At 68.0% G+C, this 16,896-nt stretch carries 19 protein-coding genes and 2 tRNA genes; 5 read left to right on the forward strand and 16 right to left on the reverse strand.

Features of this window, described 5'->3' with window-relative positions; genetic code table 11:
- Positions 1–21: 21 nt before the first annotated feature.
- The 6 genes from LBN7_RS04310 to LBN7_RS04335 form a co-directional block, all read right to left on the reverse strand.
- Positions 22–1,026, reverse strand: coding sequence for a hydroxyacid dehydrogenase (locus LBN7_RS04310; protein WP_407361049.1), 1,005 nt, complete (start codon positions 1,024–1,026; stop codon positions 22–24).
- Positions 1,023–1,940 (reverse strand): carbohydrate ABC transporter permease, encoded by a 918-nt coding sequence (locus tag LBN7_RS04315; protein ID WP_407361050.1) that lies wholly within the window; start codon positions 1,938–1,940, stop codon positions 1,023–1,025. Before LBN7_RS04315 ends, LBN7_RS04310 begins: the two co-directional genes overlap by 4 nt.
- The gene (locus tag LBN7_RS04320) at positions 1,937–2,863 is read right to left on the reverse strand and encodes a carbohydrate ABC transporter permease (RefSeq protein ID WP_407361051.1); all 927 of its coding nucleotides are present in this window, start codon (positions 2,861–2,863) and stop codon (positions 1,937–1,939) included. The genes LBN7_RS04315 and LBN7_RS04320 overlap by 4 nt, the downstream gene beginning before the upstream one ends.
- Before the next feature lie 73 nt (positions 2,864–2,936).
- Entirely contained in the window at positions 2,937–4,136 is a 1,200-nt protein-coding gene (locus tag LBN7_RS04325) for an ABC transporter substrate-binding protein (RefSeq protein WP_407361052.1), read from the reverse strand.
- Positions 4,137–4,333: 197 nt separating this feature from the next.
- Positions 4,334–5,428 carry a substrate-binding domain-containing protein gene (locus LBN7_RS04330; protein ID WP_407361053.1) on the reverse strand — a complete coding sequence of 365 codons (1,095 nt, stop codon included), beginning with the start codon at positions 5,426–5,428 and terminating at the stop codon, positions 4,334–4,336.
- 7 nt (positions 5,429–5,435) lie between these two features.
- Complete coding sequence (locus tag LBN7_RS04335) at positions 5,436–6,479, reverse strand: zinc-binding alcohol dehydrogenase family protein (protein WP_407361054.1); 1,044 nt, start codon at positions 6,477–6,479, stop codon at positions 5,436–5,438.
- Positions 6,480–6,549: 70 nt separating this feature from the next.
- Here LBN7_RS04335 and LBN7_RS04340 point away from each other — a divergent pair, with 70 nt between their 5' ends.
- Complete coding sequence (locus LBN7_RS04340; RefSeq protein WP_116634503.1) at positions 6,550–6,915, forward strand: helix-turn-helix domain-containing protein; 366 nt, start codon at positions 6,550–6,552, stop codon at positions 6,913–6,915.
- A gap of 14 nt (positions 6,916–6,929) precedes the next feature.
- Here the strand turns inward: LBN7_RS04340 and LBN7_RS04345 are convergent, their stop codons facing one another.
- A complete protein-coding gene (locus LBN7_RS04345) occupies positions 6,930–7,502 on the reverse strand; it encodes a TetR/AcrR family transcriptional regulator (protein ID WP_407361055.1) in 573 nt (190 codons plus the stop codon).
- Between the two features lie 70 nt (positions 7,503–7,572).
- Here LBN7_RS04345 and LBN7_RS04350 point away from each other — a divergent pair, with 70 nt between their 5' ends.
- From LBN7_RS04350 to LBN7_RS04365, 4 genes are all read left to right on the forward strand, one after another.
- Positions 7,573–8,280, forward strand: a complete 708-nt coding sequence (locus LBN7_RS04350; RefSeq protein WP_116634501.1) for an SDR family NAD(P)-dependent oxidoreductase — start codon at positions 7,573–7,575, stop codon at positions 8,278–8,280.
- 2 nt (positions 8,281–8,282) lie between these two features.
- On the forward strand, positions 8,283–8,660 hold the full coding sequence (locus LBN7_RS04355) for a YybH family protein (RefSeq protein WP_407361056.1): 378 nt from the start codon (positions 8,283–8,285) through the stop codon (positions 8,658–8,660).
- 75 nt (positions 8,661–8,735) lie between these two features.
- Positions 8,736–9,161, forward strand: coding sequence for a GNAT family acetyltransferase (locus LBN7_RS04360; protein ID WP_407361057.1), 426 nt, complete (start codon positions 8,736–8,738; stop codon positions 9,159–9,161).
- A gap of 110 nt (positions 9,162–9,271) precedes the next feature.
- Positions 9,272–9,808: a hypothetical protein gene (locus LBN7_RS04365; RefSeq protein ID WP_407361058.1), complete on the forward strand. Its 537-nt coding sequence runs from the start codon at positions 9,272–9,274 to the stop codon at positions 9,806–9,808.
- A 216-nt stretch (positions 9,809–10,024) separates the two neighbouring features.
- Here LBN7_RS04365 and LBN7_RS04370 read toward each other — a convergent pair.
- The 9 genes from LBN7_RS04370 to LBN7_RS04410 all read right to left on the reverse strand — a co-directional run bounded on the left by LBN7_RS04370 (position 10,025) and on the right by LBN7_RS04410 (position 16,816).
- A tRNA-Met gene (locus LBN7_RS04370) sits at positions 10,025–10,098 on the reverse strand.
- Positions 10,099–10,134: 36 nt separating this feature from the next.
- Positions 10,135–10,206, reverse strand: a tRNA-Thr gene (locus tag LBN7_RS04375).
- 69 nt (positions 10,207–10,275) lie between these two features.
- On the reverse strand, positions 10,276–11,457 hold the full coding sequence (locus tag LBN7_RS04380; protein ID WP_407361059.1) for a peptidoglycan DD-metalloendopeptidase family protein: 1,182 nt from the start codon (positions 11,455–11,457) through the stop codon (positions 10,276–10,278).
- A 206-nt stretch (positions 11,458–11,663) separates the two neighbouring features.
- Entirely contained in the window at positions 11,664–12,458 is a 795-nt protein-coding gene (locus LBN7_RS04385; RefSeq protein ID WP_407361060.1) for an inositol monophosphatase family protein, read from the reverse strand.
- Positions 12,455–13,456 carry a hypothetical protein gene (locus LBN7_RS04390; RefSeq protein WP_407361061.1) on the reverse strand — a complete coding sequence of 334 codons (1,002 nt, stop codon included), beginning with the start codon at positions 13,454–13,456 and terminating at the stop codon, positions 12,455–12,457. Before LBN7_RS04390 ends, LBN7_RS04385 begins: the two co-directional genes overlap by 4 nt.
- Positions 13,457–13,572: 116 nt before the next feature.
- On the reverse strand, positions 13,573–14,376 hold the full coding sequence (locus LBN7_RS04395) for an enoyl-CoA hydratase/isomerase family protein (protein WP_341946216.1): 804 nt from the start codon (positions 14,374–14,376) through the stop codon (positions 13,573–13,575).
- 46 nt (positions 14,377–14,422) lie between these two features.
- On the reverse strand, positions 14,423–14,917 hold the full coding sequence (locus LBN7_RS04400; RefSeq protein WP_407361062.1) for an FBP domain-containing protein: 495 nt from the start codon (positions 14,915–14,917) through the stop codon (positions 14,423–14,425).
- A gap of 9 nt (positions 14,918–14,926) precedes the next feature.
- Entirely contained in the window at positions 14,927–15,811 is an 885-nt protein-coding gene (locus LBN7_RS04405) for a bile acid:sodium symporter family protein (RefSeq protein WP_407361063.1), read from the reverse strand.
- 45 nt (positions 15,812–15,856) lie between these two features.
- Entirely contained in the window at positions 15,857–16,816 is a 960-nt protein-coding gene (locus LBN7_RS04410; protein ID WP_407361064.1) for a DUF2510 domain-containing protein, read from the reverse strand.
- Positions 16,817–16,896: the final 80 nt, after the last annotated feature.

Consider the following 16,896-nt stretch of genomic DNA (forward strand, 5'->3'; position numbering starts at 1 on the left):
ACTCGGGTCGGGGAAGTGCGGTCAGGCGGTGATGGCGAGGAGATCCGGTGCGATCTCGTGCCGGAGCGGCTCGCCGCGGGCGATCCTCCGGAGCTCGTCGAGCATCGACCCGGAGAGCCGACCGAGCTCCGCACCGAGGGATCCGGCGATGTGCGGCGTGAGAAGGGCGTGCTCCGAGGCGTACAGCGGATGGTCCGTCTCCAGGATCCAGGGGACGGTGACGTCGAGGATGGCGAAGAGCTCGCCGTCGACGACCCTGCGGGTGAGGGCCTCCTGATCCACCAGTTCGCCCCGCGCCGTGTTGATCAGGGTCGCACCGCGGCGCATCATGCCGATGCCGCGGGCGTCCACCAGATCACGGGTCGACGGCAGCGAAGGCGCATGCACGGAGACGACGTCGCTCGTGCGCAGGAGCTCATCGAGCGGGACCGACGCGACGCCCAGCGCTGCCGCCTCGGCGTCGCTCAGGTACGGGTCGTAGACCACGACCTCGAACGTGTAGGCCTTGAGCATGTCGATCACGATCCGGCCGATCTTCGACGCGCCGATGATGCCGATCCGCTGCCCGTAGTTCCCCATCCCCGGGAAGGCGGCTTCGATGTCGAAGTCCTCCTGGAGGTCCCGGTATCGACGGGCGATCGGGAGCACGCGCTTGCCCGCGAGGACGATCATCGCGACCGCATACTCGGCGACGGGCACCGCGTTGGCCGCGGCCGCCGAGCTGACGCGCACCCCGCGGTCGAGGACTGCGCGATCCAGGTAGGGCTTGACCGTCCCTGCCGCGTGCAGAACCGCCTCGAGTCGAGGTGCGGCATCCAGCAGCGCGGCGTCGAGTCGTGGTGCCCCCCAGCCGGTGATCAGCACCTCGACGTCGCCGAGGATCCGACGCGCGGATGCCGAATCGAACTCGGTGAGCTGACCCGCGACTTCGCCGACGCCCGCGTACTCCGTCATCGTCCGCGCCGAGAACACGCGCTGCCTGACGGATTCCGGCATCGCGAAGGCGATCACGGGGCGGCGGCTCATTTGACGCTCCCCGCGGAGAGGCCCGCCCGCCAGAAGCGCTGCAGCATCACGAACGCGATGATCAGGGGCAGGACCGAGATGAAGGAGCCCGCGATGACGAGAGTTGCGAACTCCGGATTCTGCTGCACCTGGCTCTGCCACAGCGCGATGCCGACGCTGGAGGGGAAGAGATCGCGGTTCTGCAGCATGATGAGCGGGAGCATGAAGTTGTTCCAGATGCCCACGAACTGGAAGAGCGCGATCGTGACGAATCCCGGCACGAGCATCGGGAGTCCGACCTGGAGGAAGCTGCGGATGGGGCCCGCTCCGTCGACCCGCGCGGCTTCGAGAGTCTCCGCCGGCAGATAGCCCGAGGAGAACACTCTCGCGAGGTACACGCTGAACGGGTTGCACAGGGTCGGGATGAGCACCGCCCAGATCGTGTTCGTGAGACCGATCGACGCCGCCAGCAGATACAGCGGGATCACGGTCGCGGTGTTCGGGATCAGCACGCCGACGAGGACCGAGGCGTAGAGACCCCGCTTGCCGCGGAACTCGAACTTGTCGAAGGCGTACCCGGCCATCAAGGAGACGAACCCTCCCAAGACGGCGCCGACTCCGGCGTAGAGGATGCTGTTGCCCAGCCAGCGCAGGAAGATGCCGTCGTCCTGGCCGAGCAGTCGCTGCATGTTCGCGACGAGATCCGACCCGAAGGCGAAAGCGTCTCCGGAGTAGAGCTCGCCGGCGTTCTTCGTCGCGGCGAACACGAGCCACAGCAGCGGCAGGACCATGTAGGCCGAGCCGAGGATCAACAGGCCGTTGACCGCGACCTTCGACGGCAGGTGACGCCCGCCGGCGAGGTTTCGACGAGGGGCCCGCGGCGGTTTCACGGGTGCCGCGGCGCGGGGCACGGGACGATCGATCACGGCGGTCATTGCGTCCTCTCCTTCGAGGTGAATCGGGTGACGACGAACGACAGCAGTCCGGCAAGCAGGGCGAGGATGATCGACGCTGCTGCGGCCTGAGGAAGGTCGTTCCGATTGAAGGCCGCGTCGTACGCCCACATGTTCGGCACCCAGGTGCTGGTGACCGCGGTCGTCGCGGAGGACAGGATCTTCGGCTCGGTGAACAGCTGGAGAGAGCCGATCACGGTGAACAGGAGCGCGACGCCGATCGCCGGCCAGACCAGAGGAGTCTTGATCGAGAACGCGGTGCGGATCTCCCCCGCGCCGTCCACCCTTGCGGCTTCGAGGATCTCGCGCGGCACGGCCTGGAGGGCGGTGAAGAGGATGATCACGTTGTAGCCCGCCCACTCCCACACCGCGATGTTCATCATCGAGGGGAGCACGAGCTGCACGGAGAGGAAGTCGATCCCGATGCCACCCGATTCCAGCGCCTTCACGATCGGGCTCACGCCCGGGGTGTACAGGTAGGCCCAGATGAGAGCCGCGATCACTCCCGGAACCGCGTGCGGCAGGAAGAGCAGCAGCTGGAATGCCCGTTTGGCGTAGGCAACGGCCGAGTCGAGCAGGAGCGCGAGCACCAGGGCGACGACGAGCAGCGACGGGACGTAGAGCAGGCAGTAGAGGGCGAGGCGCCCGAAGCCATCGGTGAAGGTGCGATCCGCGAGGACTTCGACGTAGTTCCCGAGACCCACGAACTCGGTGGTCGAGCCGCCGAAGCCGAGGCCGCTGCGCTTCTCGGCGAACAGACTCATGCCGATCGCGTAGATCACCGGGGCGATCATCGTCAGGGCGAAGAGCGTGAAGAAGGGGATCAGGAAGACCGAGGCGGTGCGCCCGCCCGTTCCCGGTATCGTCTTCCTCGTCCGCCGCTTCGCGGGTGCCGGAGTTGTCATCATCGATGTCCTTCGATCTGAACCGCCGGGCGGGGTCCCTCCCCCTGCAACGCCCGCCCGACGGAGCATCCGCTTATTCCTTGATGTCCAGGCCGAGCTTCTCGAGCCCGTCGACAGTGGCCTGCTGCGTGGCCGTCAGTGCGTCGCCCAGCGTGGGCGACGCGGTGACCGAGTCCTTGAGGGCAGTCGCCGTGAGGTCGTACTTCGGCCCCCAGGCCCAGGGGCCGAGGTTCGCGGACGCCTCGTCGAAGACCTCGTAGATGTCGTTGCCGTAGTACTCGACGGGTGCGACGGATGCCGCGACGTCGGCCAGCCCCGGGAACGCCGGGTACGCGGTGCCGACAGCACCTCGCGCCTCGATGGCGTCGGGCGACGTCACGAGCCATTCGAGGAACACCGCCGCTGCGGCGGCGTTCTCGGAGTTCTCCGGGATCGCGAAGCTCGTGCCGCCGCTGAGCGCGCCTGTCGGCTCGCCGTCCCACGACGGCGGAGCGGCCGCGATCCACTTGCCGGCCATGCCGGATGCCTCGGTGCGGGTCTTGAGCGCGGACGCGCTCCAGGAGCCGCCGACCCAGCCGTTGACCACACCGCTGTTGAGGTCGGCGGTCCATTCGTCGCTGAAACCGAGCTGCGCCTTGACCAGTCCGTCATCGATCAGGCGCTGCCAGTAGTCGGCGACCTCCTGCGACTTCTTGTCGTCGACCGAGACCTTCCAGCTCTCGTCCTCGACGCTGAACCACTCGGCTCCGGCCTGCCACGCCATGGGGGCGAGCTGCGGCTCGTTGGTGAAGAAGCTCGTCAGGTAGGCGTCGGGGTTCACGGCCTTCAGCGCGCGCGCCGCCTCTTCGAACTCGTCCCAGGTGGTCGGGACCTCGACACCGGCCGCCTCGAGGACATCCTGTCGGTACCAGACGACCATGGGCGGGGCGTCGTACGGCAGCGCGTAGGCGGCGTCGCCGAAAGTGACCAGGTTGCGCACCTGCTCGTCGTACTCCCCCAGGACATCGCCGGAGACCAGATCGCCGACGGGAGCGAGCTGCTCGGCTGCGACGAATCCGGGGAGCCGGTCGTATTCGATGCCGACGATGTCGGGTCCGCTGCCGGACTCGATCGCCGCGGACAGCTTGGTGTAGCCGCCGTTGGCTCCGTTCGGGATCTCCTCGAAGTTCACGGTGATGTCGTCCTGGCTCGCGTTGAACGCGGCGGCGACATTGGCCATGCCGCTGAGGAACGACCAGAAGGTGACCTCGCCCTTCGGAGTCTCGGTCTTCACGGGTTCGGCTGCGGGACTGCTCGCAGCACAACCCGCGACGAGTGCGGAGGTGGCGACCAGTGCCGCCACAGAGAGGGAAGTTCGACGCAGGGACATCGCGGGTTCTCCTTCGAATCGTTGACCGTGCGAGTCCGATCTTTCGTCACCCGAAGCGATTCACCAAGGAGAGCGGTGGATTTCTCACAAAACCTAACATTTCACCCGGCGCGGACGGACGAATCCCGCACCACCAGGGCCGGGAGGAGCGCCATGCGCACCGGCGTGTGGGCGGAGGCGGCGGGGCGCTTCAGCTGATCGACGCACAGTCGCAGCGCGGTGTGCCCGAGCTCGTGCTTCGGCGGCGCGACGGCGGTCAGCGGCACGGTCGCGAAGGCGGCGACCTCGTCATCGTAGGCGACCACAGCGAAGTCCTCGGGGACGCGCAGCCCTCGCTCCAGGACCAGGTCGAGGAAGGCCATCGCATCCGCATCGCCCAACAGGATCGCCGCAGTGATCCCCTGCTGCACGCAGTCGTCGAGCAGGTCGCCGAGCTCTGCGATGTCGGCGTTGTCGCCGATCCGCGGGTGCGAGAGGTCGCGGCGGAGCCCGAGCGCGGATGCCGGGTCCATCGCGGCCATCGCGCGCCGGAACCCCGCGTCGAGCCCGGCGACGGTCGCCGCGGGCCGCGCGGCGAGCGCGATCGCACGGTGCCCCTGCTGTGCGAGGTGGCGCACGGCGACCTCGGCGCCGTGCGCGTGATCGGTGCGGACCCATTCGAGGCGCCCGGCGAGCTGGTCCTCGACCGACCTCTCGACCATCACGACCGGGATGCCCGCCTCCTCCAGCATCCGCTGCAGCGGCGAGCTCTCGGCGATCGCGTCGTGCGGGGTGATCATCAGCGCGTCGACGCCGCTGGCGATGAGGCGCTCCGCCTGACGGAACTCCTCCTGCGACGAGTAGTTCGTCGCACCGACGACGAGGCGGCAGTTCGCCTCATGGGCCGCCTGGCTCGCCCCGCGGATCACCTCGGGGAAGTAGTACTGGGTCGTCGGCACGATCATGCCGATGGTGGCCACGGGTCGGGGGCGGACGCGCGCCCCCGACCCGTCCTCGCGCGACTGCTGCTGGGCGACCGCGAGCGAGATCGCGCCCCCGTGCACGCGGGCGAGCAGGCCGCGCTGCTCCAGCGCGACCAGGTCCCGCCACAGCGTCATCGGGGTCACGCCGAGCCGCGCCGCGAGGACGGCGCTGGTCAGCGAACCGCGCAGTTCGAGCTCGCGGAGGATGGCATCGTGCCGAGCGGCAGCAGTCATAACCACATCACGATAGTGGATGCGCCTCTTCCGGCCAGTCGGTGACGACGACCTTGCCGATCGTCTGCGAGGCCTCCACGATCTCGTGCGCTCGGCGCATGGTCGCGGCATCCAGAGGTGTCAGATGTTCGGTCATCGTGGTGCGGATCACGCCCTCGTCGACGAGTTCGGCGACCTGCTCGAGGAGCTCATGCTGGTAGTGATCGGCGGGGTCGGTCACCGGACGGGTGAACATCAGCTCCCAGTGCCAGGTCACGCTCTTGCCCTTCAGCGCGTCGATGCTGCCACCGGTCTCGTCGATCGAGACGACCTCGCCCCGCGGACGGATGACGTCGGCGATCGCGCGGACGTTGCCGGGCGTGAACGACGTGAAGACGTAGTCGACGCCGCTCGGGGCGATCGCGGAGACCTCGTCGACGAAGTCGCGGCCGACGACGTGATCGGCCCCCATCCGCTCCACCCATTCCACCGACTCCGGGCGCGAGGCGACCGCGATGACGGTGAGCTTCGTGAGCGCCTTGGCGAACTGGATGATGAGAGAGCCGACGCCGCCGGCGGCACCGATGACGAGCAGAGTCCCCTCGCTCCGGTCGTCGAGACCCAGCTTGTCGAAGAGCGCTTCCCATGCCGTGATCGCGGTGAGCGGGAGCGCTGCCGCCTCCGCGGTGGACAGCGAACGAGGAGCGTGGCCGACGATGTTCTCATTGACGAGGTGGTAGCGGCTGTTGGTGCCGGGGCGATCGATCTGTCCCGCATAGAACACCCGATCCCCCACGGCGAAGCGGGTCGCCTGATCGCCGAGGCCGACGACCACGCCGACCGCGTCGTAGCCGAGGATCCGATGCGCACCGGAGGTCGGCGAGCCCGCGCGGACCTTCACATCGACGGGGTTGATCGAGACGCCCTCGACCTCGACCAGGAGGTCTCTGCCGGTGGGCGTCGGGACCGGCAGCGAGAGGTCGGTGAGCGATTCGGAGTCCGAGACGGGGCGGCGCCCGCGCGCGCCGATCGCGGGCATGCAGTCAGGGAGGGAGGAGGTGTCGTTTGCCATGACGTCACGCTATCCGAAGACCCCCAGTTACCCGCAAGCGCCCCAAGTATCCAAGAGATACCATGGAGGGATGCTGACCGAGACCGCCTGCCGCATCGACGCCCCTCACGACGTGTACGACGCGCAGTGTCCCTGCCGCGGGGTGCTCGATCTGCTCGCGGACAAATGGAGCGCTCTGGTGATCGGCGCGCTCAGCGAGGGACCGCAGCGCTTCGGCGAGCTCAAGACCCGGCTGCAGGGCATCAGCCCGAAGGTGCTGACGGCGACCCTACGACGCCTCGAAGCGCGAGCGCTGCTGGTGCGCACGGTCTTCGCCGAAGTCCCGGTCCGCGTGGAGTACTCGCTCACCGACCTCGGCGTCGACGCTGAGAAGCCGTTGCGCGCGCTTCGCGGCTGGGTCGAAGCCAACATCGAACGTTTCCCGGCGATCGACTGACGGGGCCGCAGGTCTCAGGCCGAGACGTCGGCCTCGAGCATCCGAGCGGTGCTGACCCACTGGGATTCGATCAGCGAGGGATCATTGCGCAGCTTCGCGAGCAGGACGAGGCCCTCGAGGTTCGCGACGACGGCCGTCGCCATGTCGCGCCGCTCGTCCCCCAGCACGGCGGCGATCATGTCGACCTGGGTCTCGAAGATCTCCTGAAGCCGTTCGCGGATGACCGGCTCCGTGGATGACAGCTCCAGGGCGAGGTTGCCGAACATGCACCCGGCCACGGCTCCGACCCCCGCCTGCGCTTCACGCTGCACGGCGGCGGTGGCCTCGAAGAGCCGGTGGAGGCGATCGACAGTGCTGCCCTCGGACGACAGGATGCTCGACCACTCCGCCTTCTGACGGCGCCAGTGCTCATCGATCACAGCGACGGCGAACTCCTGCTTCGACGGGAAGTAGTAGTAGAAGCTGCCCTTCGGCGCACCCGCGGTCGCACTGATCTCGGCGACGCCGATCGCTCCGTACGAGCGCTCGCCGAACAACCGCTCCCCTGCTTCGAGCAGCCGCTCCCGCGCATCCGATGTCCGACCCATTTGACAAGTATATGACCGATCGTCTATAACGGTCAATGTCAGTAGTTGACCGATCGTCTATAGGAGAATCATGTCTGTTCAGAAAGTCGCGATCATCACCGGTGCGTCGCAGGGAATCGGCGCCGGACTCGTCGCCGCCTACCGGGAGCTCGGATACGCCGTCGTGGCCACCTCCCGCTCGATCACGGCGGGCGATGACCCCGGAGTCCTCGCCGTCCCGGGCGACGCCGCGGATCCCGCCACCGCCGCGAACGTCGTCCGCGCGGCCCTCGACCGCTTCGGACGGGTCGACACGCTCGTCAACAACGTGGGAGTGTTCACGGCGAAGCCCTTCACGGACACGACCGACGAGGACTACGCCCTCAACCTGGGCGTCAACCTCGGCGGCTTCTTCCACTTCACTCGGAACGCGATCGTCCCGATGCTGGAGCAGGGCGGCGGCCACATCGTCAACATCACCACGACGCTCGTCGAGTCCGCGCGATCCGACATCCCCTCCGTGCTCGCCTCCCTCACCAAGGGCGGGATCGCGGCAGCCACCAAGTCGCTCGCGGTGGAATACGGCGATCGCGGCATCCGCGTCAACGCCGTCTCGCCGGGAATGATCCTCACTCCCCTGCAGGGCGGCGCGACACCGGAGCAGCTCGCGGCCTTCCACCCACTGCAGAAGGCCGGCACGGTGGATGACATCGCTCGCGGGGTCGTCTACCTCGAGCAGAACGAGTTCGTCACCGGCGAGTTCCTGCACATCGACGGCGGCCAGAGCGCGGGGCACTGATCATGACCGCACAGACGACGGCGGCCGCAGCCCGGATCGCACCGGCGCTGACCCGATGGCAGCAGGGAATCGGCGCCGGGGATCTCGATCGCATCGCCTCCGCGTTCACGACGGATGCCCTGTTCCAGGGGCTGCGTCCGGAGCACTCGATCGGGCGTGCCGGGGTCGTGGAGTACTACGCCTCCCAGCCGGTCCCCCTGACGGTGGAGTACGACGTCCTTCGGGCGCACGACCTGGGAGATGACGCGGTCGTGGCCTACCTGGGGGCTGTGTTCCACCTCGAGGGGCGCGAGGACGTTGCGACCCACCTGACGCTGGTCTTCGACCACTCAGCCGACGACCTGCTCATCTCGCACTACCACGTGTCGCGGGTGAACTGATCGGAGTGGTGGTGTCCCGGCGCGGGCACCACCCCTCGTTCGAACGCTTCACCGGCACCGAAGTAGATTTGCCAGGTGACTCTGGAGATCCGCGCCCTGACCGATGCCGACATCGAACCGGTCATCGACCTCTGGCACGAGACCGGCCTCACCCGCCCCTGGAACGATCCTCGCGCCGACATCCGCCGCGCCCGCGCGGTGTGGCCCGAGCTGCTGCTCGTCGCCGTCGACCGGGACACCGTCGTCGGCACCGTCATGGCGGGGTACGACGGTCACCGCGGGTGGCTCTACTACCTCGCGAGCGGGCCGGCGCACCGGGGCGAAGGCATCGGTCGACGGCTCGTGCAGGAGGCGGAAGCCCGGCTCGAGGCACTGGGATGTCCGAAGGTCATGCTGATGGTCCGTCCGGGGAACGACGCGGTGCTGGAGTTCTACGACGGCCTCGACTACACCCGCGAGGGCACGCTGCTCACCGGCAAGCGGCTCATCCCGGACGACTGAGGGCGGCTGCGTTCACGGCAGAGTGCGTCAGAGCGAGAGTCGGATGCTCGTGTTCGAGCCCAGCCTGTGGTCGCCATAGCAACGTCCGACATGCGACATACGGTGGACCCGTGAGCTTCCGCCCCAACGACCGCGTCTACGTTGACGAGTCCAAGGCGCGAGGCTACTACGTCGTTGCCACCGCCTCGATCATGGAGAGTGTGCAGGTCTCCGAGCGCGTGTTGCGGGATCTGCTCAAGCCTGGTCAGCGCCGAATCCACTTCAAGAGTGAGGGCGACAGTCGGCGCCGCCAGATCATTTCTCGCATGTGCGATCTTGATCTGCGGGCGTCGGTGTGGGTCGTCAAGCATCAGTCGGACAAGGAAGCACGACCCCTGTGCCTGACCGCGCTGACAGAGAAGGCTGTCGATGCGGGCGTGGCGCATTTGATCATCGAGCGAGACGAATCCCTCGAGCGCGCAGACCGAAGATTGATCGCCGAAATATTCCGCCGTGCAGGATCTTCAGAGATGTCCTACCGGCACGTCGCGCCCCACGAGCATCCGCTGCTCTGGGTGAGCGACGCCGTCGCTTGGTGCTATTCGAACGGCGGCGACTGGATCCGTCGGGTCGACGCGATCGTCGATGCACGGGTCTTCCGACTCTAGAAACACGTGAGCCTGGCTCGTCTACCGTCCGGAAGACTGCCAGGCTCCGAGGGCTACTGCCCGCCGTACCCCAAGTGTACCGTGCAGCCACCGACAGCGGCCAGCGTTCAGCGGTGGTGCTGCGTCCGGCACAAAACCGGCACAATCCTCGCCCGCGCCGCTCCGGCCGTCACCCCAGAAACGACAAAACCCCCGGAAACCGGGGGTCTTGATCTGTAGCAGGAGCGGGGCTTGAACCCGCGACCTCACGATTATGAGTCGTGCGCTCTAACCAGCTGAGCTACCCTGCCGCGAGGCATCCGTCCGCGTGTGAGAAGAATGCTGCGAGCCCCGAGTCAGGATTGAACTGACGACCCCTTCCTTACCATGGAAGTGCTCTGCCACTGAGCTATCGGGGCGTGCTGCCCCTCTCGGGGCAACCACACGAGAATACCATCACCATGGCGTCCTCATGAAATCAAGGCGGGTCAGTACGAGGACCGACCCGCGTTCGTGCGGAGCCACGGCAGCGGATCGATGGTCGATCCGTTGACGATGAGCTCGAAGTGCAGGTGTGCGCCGTAGGAACGGCCCGTGTTTCCGGTCTTGCCGACGATGTCGCCGACCTTCACCGTGTCGCCGGCCTTGACCTGCAGCGAGCCGTACTGCATGTGCGAGTAGTGGCTCGTGATGACCGCGCCGTCGATCACGTGATCGATGTAGACGGTCACGCCGTAGGCGTCGCCCTGCTCGGTCGCGATGCGCACGGTTCCGTCGGCGATGGCCTGGATCGGAGCGCCGTCGCCGGGGACGAAGTCGATGCCCTCGTGCAGACGGCCGCTGCGCATGCCGTAGCCGTCGGTCATTCCGACGCCGACGAGGAACGGCCACTGGATGGCCGCGTCGGGGTCGTTCGTGAAGACCTCGTTGGAGTAGTTGATGCCCTGCTCGGCCGCGACCTGGACGAGCGAGATCGTGCTGAAGCCGTCGGCGCGCGTGAGGGCCTCGTTCTGGACGCCGGCCGGAGCGACGAAGGCCTGGATCTCGTCGGCGGACTCACCGTCGGCGGCCTGCTGGGAGGAGGCGACGAGCGAGGTCGCGGCGAGGGACGTGCCCTGGGAGGCGGCCACAGCCTCGGCGGGGAGCGTCATCGAGACCGCGAGCAGACCCGCGAGGCTCATGACACCGACCGTCGCACCGACGGCGAAGACCTTGCGCGCGCTGCGCTCACGGCGGCTCGCGGCGGGAACAGCCGCGTCGCTCTCGCTCTTCGCGTCGGTCGTGGACTGGCCGGCGGCCGGCTCGGACGGAGCGGATGCCGTGGGCACGGGCCCGGTCGCGCGGAATGCCCGGGACGCGCGCTCGAAAGCGTCGGCGTCCGCCGTGTCGTCCGCCGCCTCCGCGCTCGTCGCTGCGGGCATCTCGAAAGCCTCGGAGGTCTCCGGCTCGGAGACCTCGACGAGCTCTTCGACCTTGTCGGTCTCGGCCGGGGCGTCGACGGTGACGGGCTCGGCTGCGTGCTCAGAGGCATCGTCGATGCGGGTCAGGGGCGCGTCGTCGATCGGGGCGTCGGCGGTCACACGCTGGCGGGCGGCGCGGCGGGAGAGCGGGGCGACAGCGGCGAGGGCGATGACAGCCTCAGCTGCTGCGACAGATTCCGTCGGTCCCACCGCAGGGGCCTCAGAGGCCGTGGTGCGGAGTCGGCTGGACCGGCGCGTGGGCGCAGAGGCAGCCTGGGGATTCTCGAAGGGCAAAGCGTTGTTCTCTCAGTCGTGCGTCAAGCTCGGGGGCGCTAACTCAGCTTTCACCTTCGGGTGGTGAAAGTAACGATCGCGTAAGACCCTATCGGTATCCGCCTGGGAATGCCATGAACAGGTCAGTGTTTCTCACCCAGAAGAGCGAGGAGGCGGGCGTGCACCTCGGGTCCTCCGGAGATCAGCATGGGCCGCGCCGAATCGACGTCGTGGCGCGAGACCAGTCCGCCGGCCTCCTCGACGAGGAGCGCTCCCGCCGCGAAATCCCACGGCTTGAGCCCTCGTTCGAAGTAGCCGTCGAGTCTTCCCGCCGCCACATAGGCGAGATCGAGGGCGGCGGATCCCGACCGGCGCAGATCTCGCGCCATCGTCATCACACGTCGCACGGTCGCGAGGTCGCCGTCGTGGGTGGCCGGGTCGTATCCGAAGCCGGTGGCGAGGAGCGCCCCGGCCGAGGTGTCGGACGTCACCGCGAGTCGGGTCTCCCCCGCCCAGGCGCCGTGCCCGCGGGCAGCCGTGAACAGTTCGCCGAGCGCCGGGGCGTTGACCGCGGCGGCCAGCGCCTCCCACGACCCGGGTTCCGCCGAGCCTCGCACGGCGGCGATGCTGACGTTGTAGGCCGGCATCCCGTAGGCGTAGTTGACGGTGCCGTCGATCGGATCGACGACCCAGGTGATGCCGCTGGTCCCGCTCTCGGCCCCGGACTCCTCACCGAGGAATCCGTCGTCCGGGCGGGCCGCATCGACGCGCGCACGGATCAGTTCCTCGACCTCGCGGTCGGCTTCGGTGACGATATCGGCGATCGTCGACTTGGTCGCGGCCAGATGCACGCCGTCACGGCGACGGCGGAGCGCGAGCTCGCCGGCCTCACGTGCGATCTCGGTCGCGAGATCCTTGAGTTCGCCCTCGAGCGTCACTGCGCCGGGTACTGCGGTGCGGGCGGAGGCGGCGGGAATGCGGGCGGAGCCGCCTGCTGCGGTGCGGCCGGAGGCTCGGCGACGGGAGCCTGCGGTGCCGGGGGCACCTCCGGCGCCTGCGGAGCGGGCGGGGCGAACGCCTGTGCGTACTGCGGCGCGGCCGGTTCCGGCGCGACAGGGAACGCTGCTGCCGGAGCCTGCCCGAGCGCCTGCTGCTGCGGCGCGACACTCGGGTATCCGGTGTAGTAGGCGTTCCAGTCGGGCGACGCGTCAGGAAGCGCGGGGAGCGGGGTGACGCCGTCGGCGTACGTGGGCCAGGCCGGCGCGGCTGCGATGGCGGCCGATGCCTGCGTCGGCTTCTTCGGCGCGAAGAGCGCGTTCAGGAGCGGGATGAGCGTCGTGCCGACAGCCGCGAGGATCGTCAGCGCGACCACGATGCGCCAGTAGAGCTCGCTGTAGTCGAAGCTGTGCGGGAAGGCCAGGAAGAAGATGAGCAGACCCACGAGGCCGGCCAGGAACACGATCGTCGCGATGTAGATGATGCGGGTGAACGTCGTCACGTGGCGCCGCGCCGCAGGCGTGAAGAGACGCACGTGGAGCAGGGCGAGCTGCAGGATGCCGATGACGAGCAGCAGCTGGAAGAACCGCTCCGCCCCCGTGAAGTAGCCGTCCTCCTCGGGAAGCCAGATCTTCACGGCGCCGACCAGGAGCGCGACGATCCACGTCACCATGCTGGCGAGTGCGAGCCAGTCCGGCCGGTTCGGTGCGAGACCGGCCTCGAGGATCGCGATGCCGGCGAAGGCGGCGAGGAGCAGGATGGTGAGGAACGCCCGACCGATCAGGCCGCCCTGATCGCCGATCAGCACCCAGACCACGCACACGAGCGCCGCAGCGATCAGCGCACCGATGGCGATCCAGATCGCTCCCCTGATGAGCAGCGACATGTTCTTCTTCTCACCCTGCGTCGTCTGATGCGCGGTGATCTCCGGCTGAGACATGGCCATCCTCTCGTTGAGCGGCGATGCCCTCATCCTGCCACGCGAGCGGCCCGTTGCCCCGGCGGCCGCCCGAACGGGGCGAAGTCACCGCCGGAGCGCGGTCGGTGCAGGAGCAGTCAGACGGATCGCTTCGCGGATGCCGCGGCGAAGGCCGCGACCCGCGCCTGCGCGTCCGGGGTCTCGAGGGCTGCCCCGATCGAACGGGCCTCCTCGCTCAGCTGCTCGACGAACGAGCGCTCCGGCTGGGATCGCACCAGGTGCTTGGCCTGTCCGTACGCGTCGGCGGCACCGGCCAGCCAGAAGCGTGCGATCTCCTCGCCGCGTGCCCGCACGCGCTCCGCCTCGGTCGCGGCATCCTCTCCCTCGACCGCCTCCGCGACCAGTCCCCACTCCACCGCCTCCTGCGCGGTGAGAAGGCGGTCCTGCAGGACGAGCTGCAGCGCGCGGCGCTGCCCGACGGCGCGGGCGAGCTGCGCCGAGACCGACAGGTCGGGAGTGAGACCGATGTTCGCGTAGAGGCTGCCGAGCCGGGAACGAGATCCGACGACGGCATAATCGCTGCAGAGCAGGATGCCGAGTCCCCCGCCCGCCGTCGTCCCGTGCGCCGCGGCGACGACGGGAACCGACGATTCGGTGAGCGAGCGGATGCCGGCGTTGATCACCTCGGCGAGCGCCGTGATGTCCGCCCCGGAGGAGGATCCCATCGTTGTCGCCATGTCGATGACGTCGCCGCCGGCGCAGAAGGCCGGGCCCGATGCGTCGAGCAGGATCGCCTTCACATCCGCTCTCGACGTGGCCTCGGCCGTCACGTCCTTCCAGGCGTGAGCCAGGTCGGCGTTGAACGCGTTGAGCCGGGTCGGACGGTTCAGCGTGAGCCGTGCCATCCCCTCTTCGACACGGAACAGGATGGCATCGCTCATGGCTTCTCCTTCGAGCATGGGACGTGTGGGTCCAGCGTAACCGCGATCAGTCCTGCGCCCAGACGCGCGAGACGAACGCCTCCATCCGCCGACGGGTGCCGTCGAGCCGGAAGTCCACCTGCCCGGGTGAGCGCACCTCGTTGGGTGCGAGGGGGTGCGCCAACCGCACGTTCTCGTGGCACGAGAGGTCGGAGCAGATGTAGGTGCCGAAGGAGTCGCCGCGGCGACCCGCATCTCCTGTGCGGCGGGCAGAGAGCATGGCCACCTGGTTTCCCGGCTGCATCGTGTGGCAGATGTTGCACATGCCGGAGCGCCCTCGTCCCGGTTCTGACGCGCGGAGCACCACTCCGACGACGCCGCCGTCGTCGTGCTGGATCAGGACGTACCCGCGCTTGGACGCGCTCGGGTCGCGCCACGCGAAGAAGTCGAGGTAGTCCCAGTCGACGAGCACGAAGTCGTGCGGCATCTCGAGGGTGCGCAGCTCCTCTTCGTCCGCGTTGACGAACGATGCCCGGACTTCGGCTTCGGTGAGCGCTCGCATCGTTCCAGTCTATGAACCCTGGGATGTCGTCGAGGCCGGCGCCGCCTCTTCCGCCACCGTCCGATCGCGGATGAGGAACCCGAATCCGAAGGCGATGAAGAACATCAGCACGCCGTAGACGGCTGCGGGGAGGCTCAGTTCGACGGAACCGAGCACGGACTGCGCGATGACGATCGCGAGAGTGGCGTTGTGGATGCCGATCTCGAACGAGGTGGCGATGGCCTGTCGCCTGCCCACCCGCAGCCACCGCGGGACGAGGAAGCCGATGGTCAGGCTGATCACGCAGAAGAGCACCGTGATCAGCGCGAGCTGGGTGAAGTTGGAGATGAGCAATGCCCAGTTCGACACGACGGCGCCGACGATGACGACGATGAGGATGATGACGGATGCTATCCGCACGGGCTTGTCCATGCCCGAGGCGAACTTCGGCCAGAATCGGCGGATCAGCATTCCGAGCGCGACGGGGAGGAGCACGATCGCGAACACCTCGAGCGCCTTCGACCACTGCAGGCCGAGCCGGTCGTCGAACGGCTGGAAGTAGGCGATGGCGAAGTTCGTGATGAGGGGCAGCGTGATCACCGCGATCACCGAGTTCACCGCTGTCAGCGAGATGTTGAGTGCGATGTCACCCCGGAACAGGTGGCTGTACAGGTTGGCCGTCGTGCCGCCCGGCGATGCGGCGAGCATCATCATGCCGACCGCGAGGATCGGTGGGAGTTGGAATGCGAGCACCAGACCGAAGCAGATCGCCGGAAGAAGCAGCAGCTGGCAGAGCAGCGCGATGATCACCGCCTTGGGCTGCTTCAGCACCCGCGCGAAGTCGGCGAGGGTGAGGCTGAGCCCGAGCCCCAGCATGATGATGCCGAGGGCGACGGGAAGTCCGATGGTGGTCAACGCTGATCCCATGGGACTCAGTGTGGCGGATGCAGGGCCTCGGTGTCACGGGGTGATCGTCACCGGAGACGGATCATCGAGTCCCTGCATCAGTTGAACCTGCGTCCACGGGACCGGCGCGTCGTCGAAAACCGGCTGGATCACCTCCCAGATGCGCTCCGCATCCGGACCGACGAAGTACAGCGCGTATTCGCCCGCTCCGATCTCGTTCCCGTCGATCTGGCCGGCATCCGCCCTCGTCAGCGCTTCGTCCGCCGCCAGCTCGGTCTCGAGCATCGCGTCCATGAGCGAGAGGTCGAAGTCGGCATCACGGTCCTCGAATGTCACGACGACCCACTCATCCACCACAGGACTGGCCGATTCCGCGGGAGCGGGGAGGGCCGTCGACGCGCCATTCGAAGGGAGGATGGCCGCAGTCATCTGCAGCACCAGCACCACAGTCCAGACCATCGCCGCGATGAAGACGGCGATCTGGATCGCGATCGTCACGATGAGAGGTGCTGCCCCCTTGCCTCCTCGGCGTCGGATGACGGCGTGGCGTCCGATCACGTAGGCAAGCGGAGACAGCAAGGTCCACAGCCAGTGGAAGGGGTCTGCGAATCCGCGACGCTCGAGCTCTCGCGCATCGAGGAAAGCGAACCACACGTACAGGGCGGACGATCCCCAACCGATCACCATCAGAACGAGGAACCAGGGATTGAAGAAGAGGGCCAGCTCTGCGGCGACGAGGCGCTGGGGGTCGGGAGTCGAACCGCCGGTGGGGAACAGCGCCACCAGGTCGACCATCCCTCGCAACATCTGGTCGAGATACACGAACGCCGGGTAGAGGCTCAGCAGCGGGAGGAGCACGATGAGCCACACCCACACCGTGTGCGAACTCGTTCCCGGAGCGGCCTGCGGCGGCAGCGGGTCTGGCGGCGCCCGATACTCGTCGGCCCACCCATACCCATCCCACCAGCGCGGAGCACCCGCAGCGTCGGGATACCAGCCTGCCGGCGCGCTCACGGCGCCTCGCGAAGGGCGACGGAGACGCCCACGGGGTTCATCATGAGGTCACTGTATCGGGCACGCGGCCGGTCGTAACG

Origin of the sequence: Microbacterium sp. LBN7 (genome assembly GCF_045690345.1) — a bacterium.
Lineage (GTDB): Bacteria > Actinomycetota > Actinomycetes > Actinomycetales > Microbacteriaceae > Microbacterium.

Coding starts and splice junctions, on each gene's coding strand:
- LBN7_RS04310 (WP_407361049.1), bottom strand. CDS start 1,026: ATGAGCCGCCGCCCCGTGATCGCCTTCGCGATGCCGGAATCCGTCAGG.
- LBN7_RS04315 (WP_407361050.1), bottom strand. CDS start 1,940: ATGACCGCCGTGATCGATCGTCCCGTGCCCCGCGCCGCGGCACCCGTG.
- LBN7_RS04320 (WP_407361051.1), bottom strand. CDS start 2,863: ATGACAACTCCGGCACCCGCGAAGCGGCGGACGAGGAAGACGATACCG.
- LBN7_RS04330 (WP_407361053.1), bottom strand. CDS start 5,428: ATGACTGCTGCCGCTCGGCACGATGCCATCCTCCGCGAGCTCGAACTG.
- LBN7_RS04335 (WP_407361054.1), bottom strand. CDS start 6,479: ATGGCAAACGACACCTCCTCCCTCCCTGACTGCATGCCCGCGATCGGC.
- LBN7_RS04340 (WP_116634503.1), top strand. CDS start 6,550: ATGCTGACCGAGACCGCCTGCCGCATCGACGCCCCTCACGACGTGTAC.
- LBN7_RS04345 (WP_407361055.1), bottom strand. CDS start 7,502: ATGGGTCGGACATCGGATGCGCGGGAGCGGCTGCTCGAAGCAGGGGAG.
- LBN7_RS04350 (WP_116634501.1), top strand. CDS start 7,573: ATGTCTGTTCAGAAAGTCGCGATCATCACCGGTGCGTCGCAGGGAATC.
- LBN7_RS04355 (WP_407361056.1), top strand. CDS start 8,283: ATGACCGCACAGACGACGGCGGCCGCAGCCCGGATCGCACCGGCGCTG.
- LBN7_RS04390 (WP_407361061.1), bottom strand. CDS start 13,456: ATGTCTCAGCCGGAGATCACCGCGCATCAGACGACGCAGGGTGAGAAG.
- LBN7_RS04395 (WP_341946216.1), bottom strand. CDS start 14,376: ATGAGCGATGCCATCCTGTTCCGTGTCGAAGAGGGGATGGCACGGCTC.
- LBN7_RS04400 (WP_407361062.1), bottom strand. CDS start 14,917: ATGCGAGCGCTCACCGAAGCCGAAGTCCGGGCATCGTTCGTCAACGCG.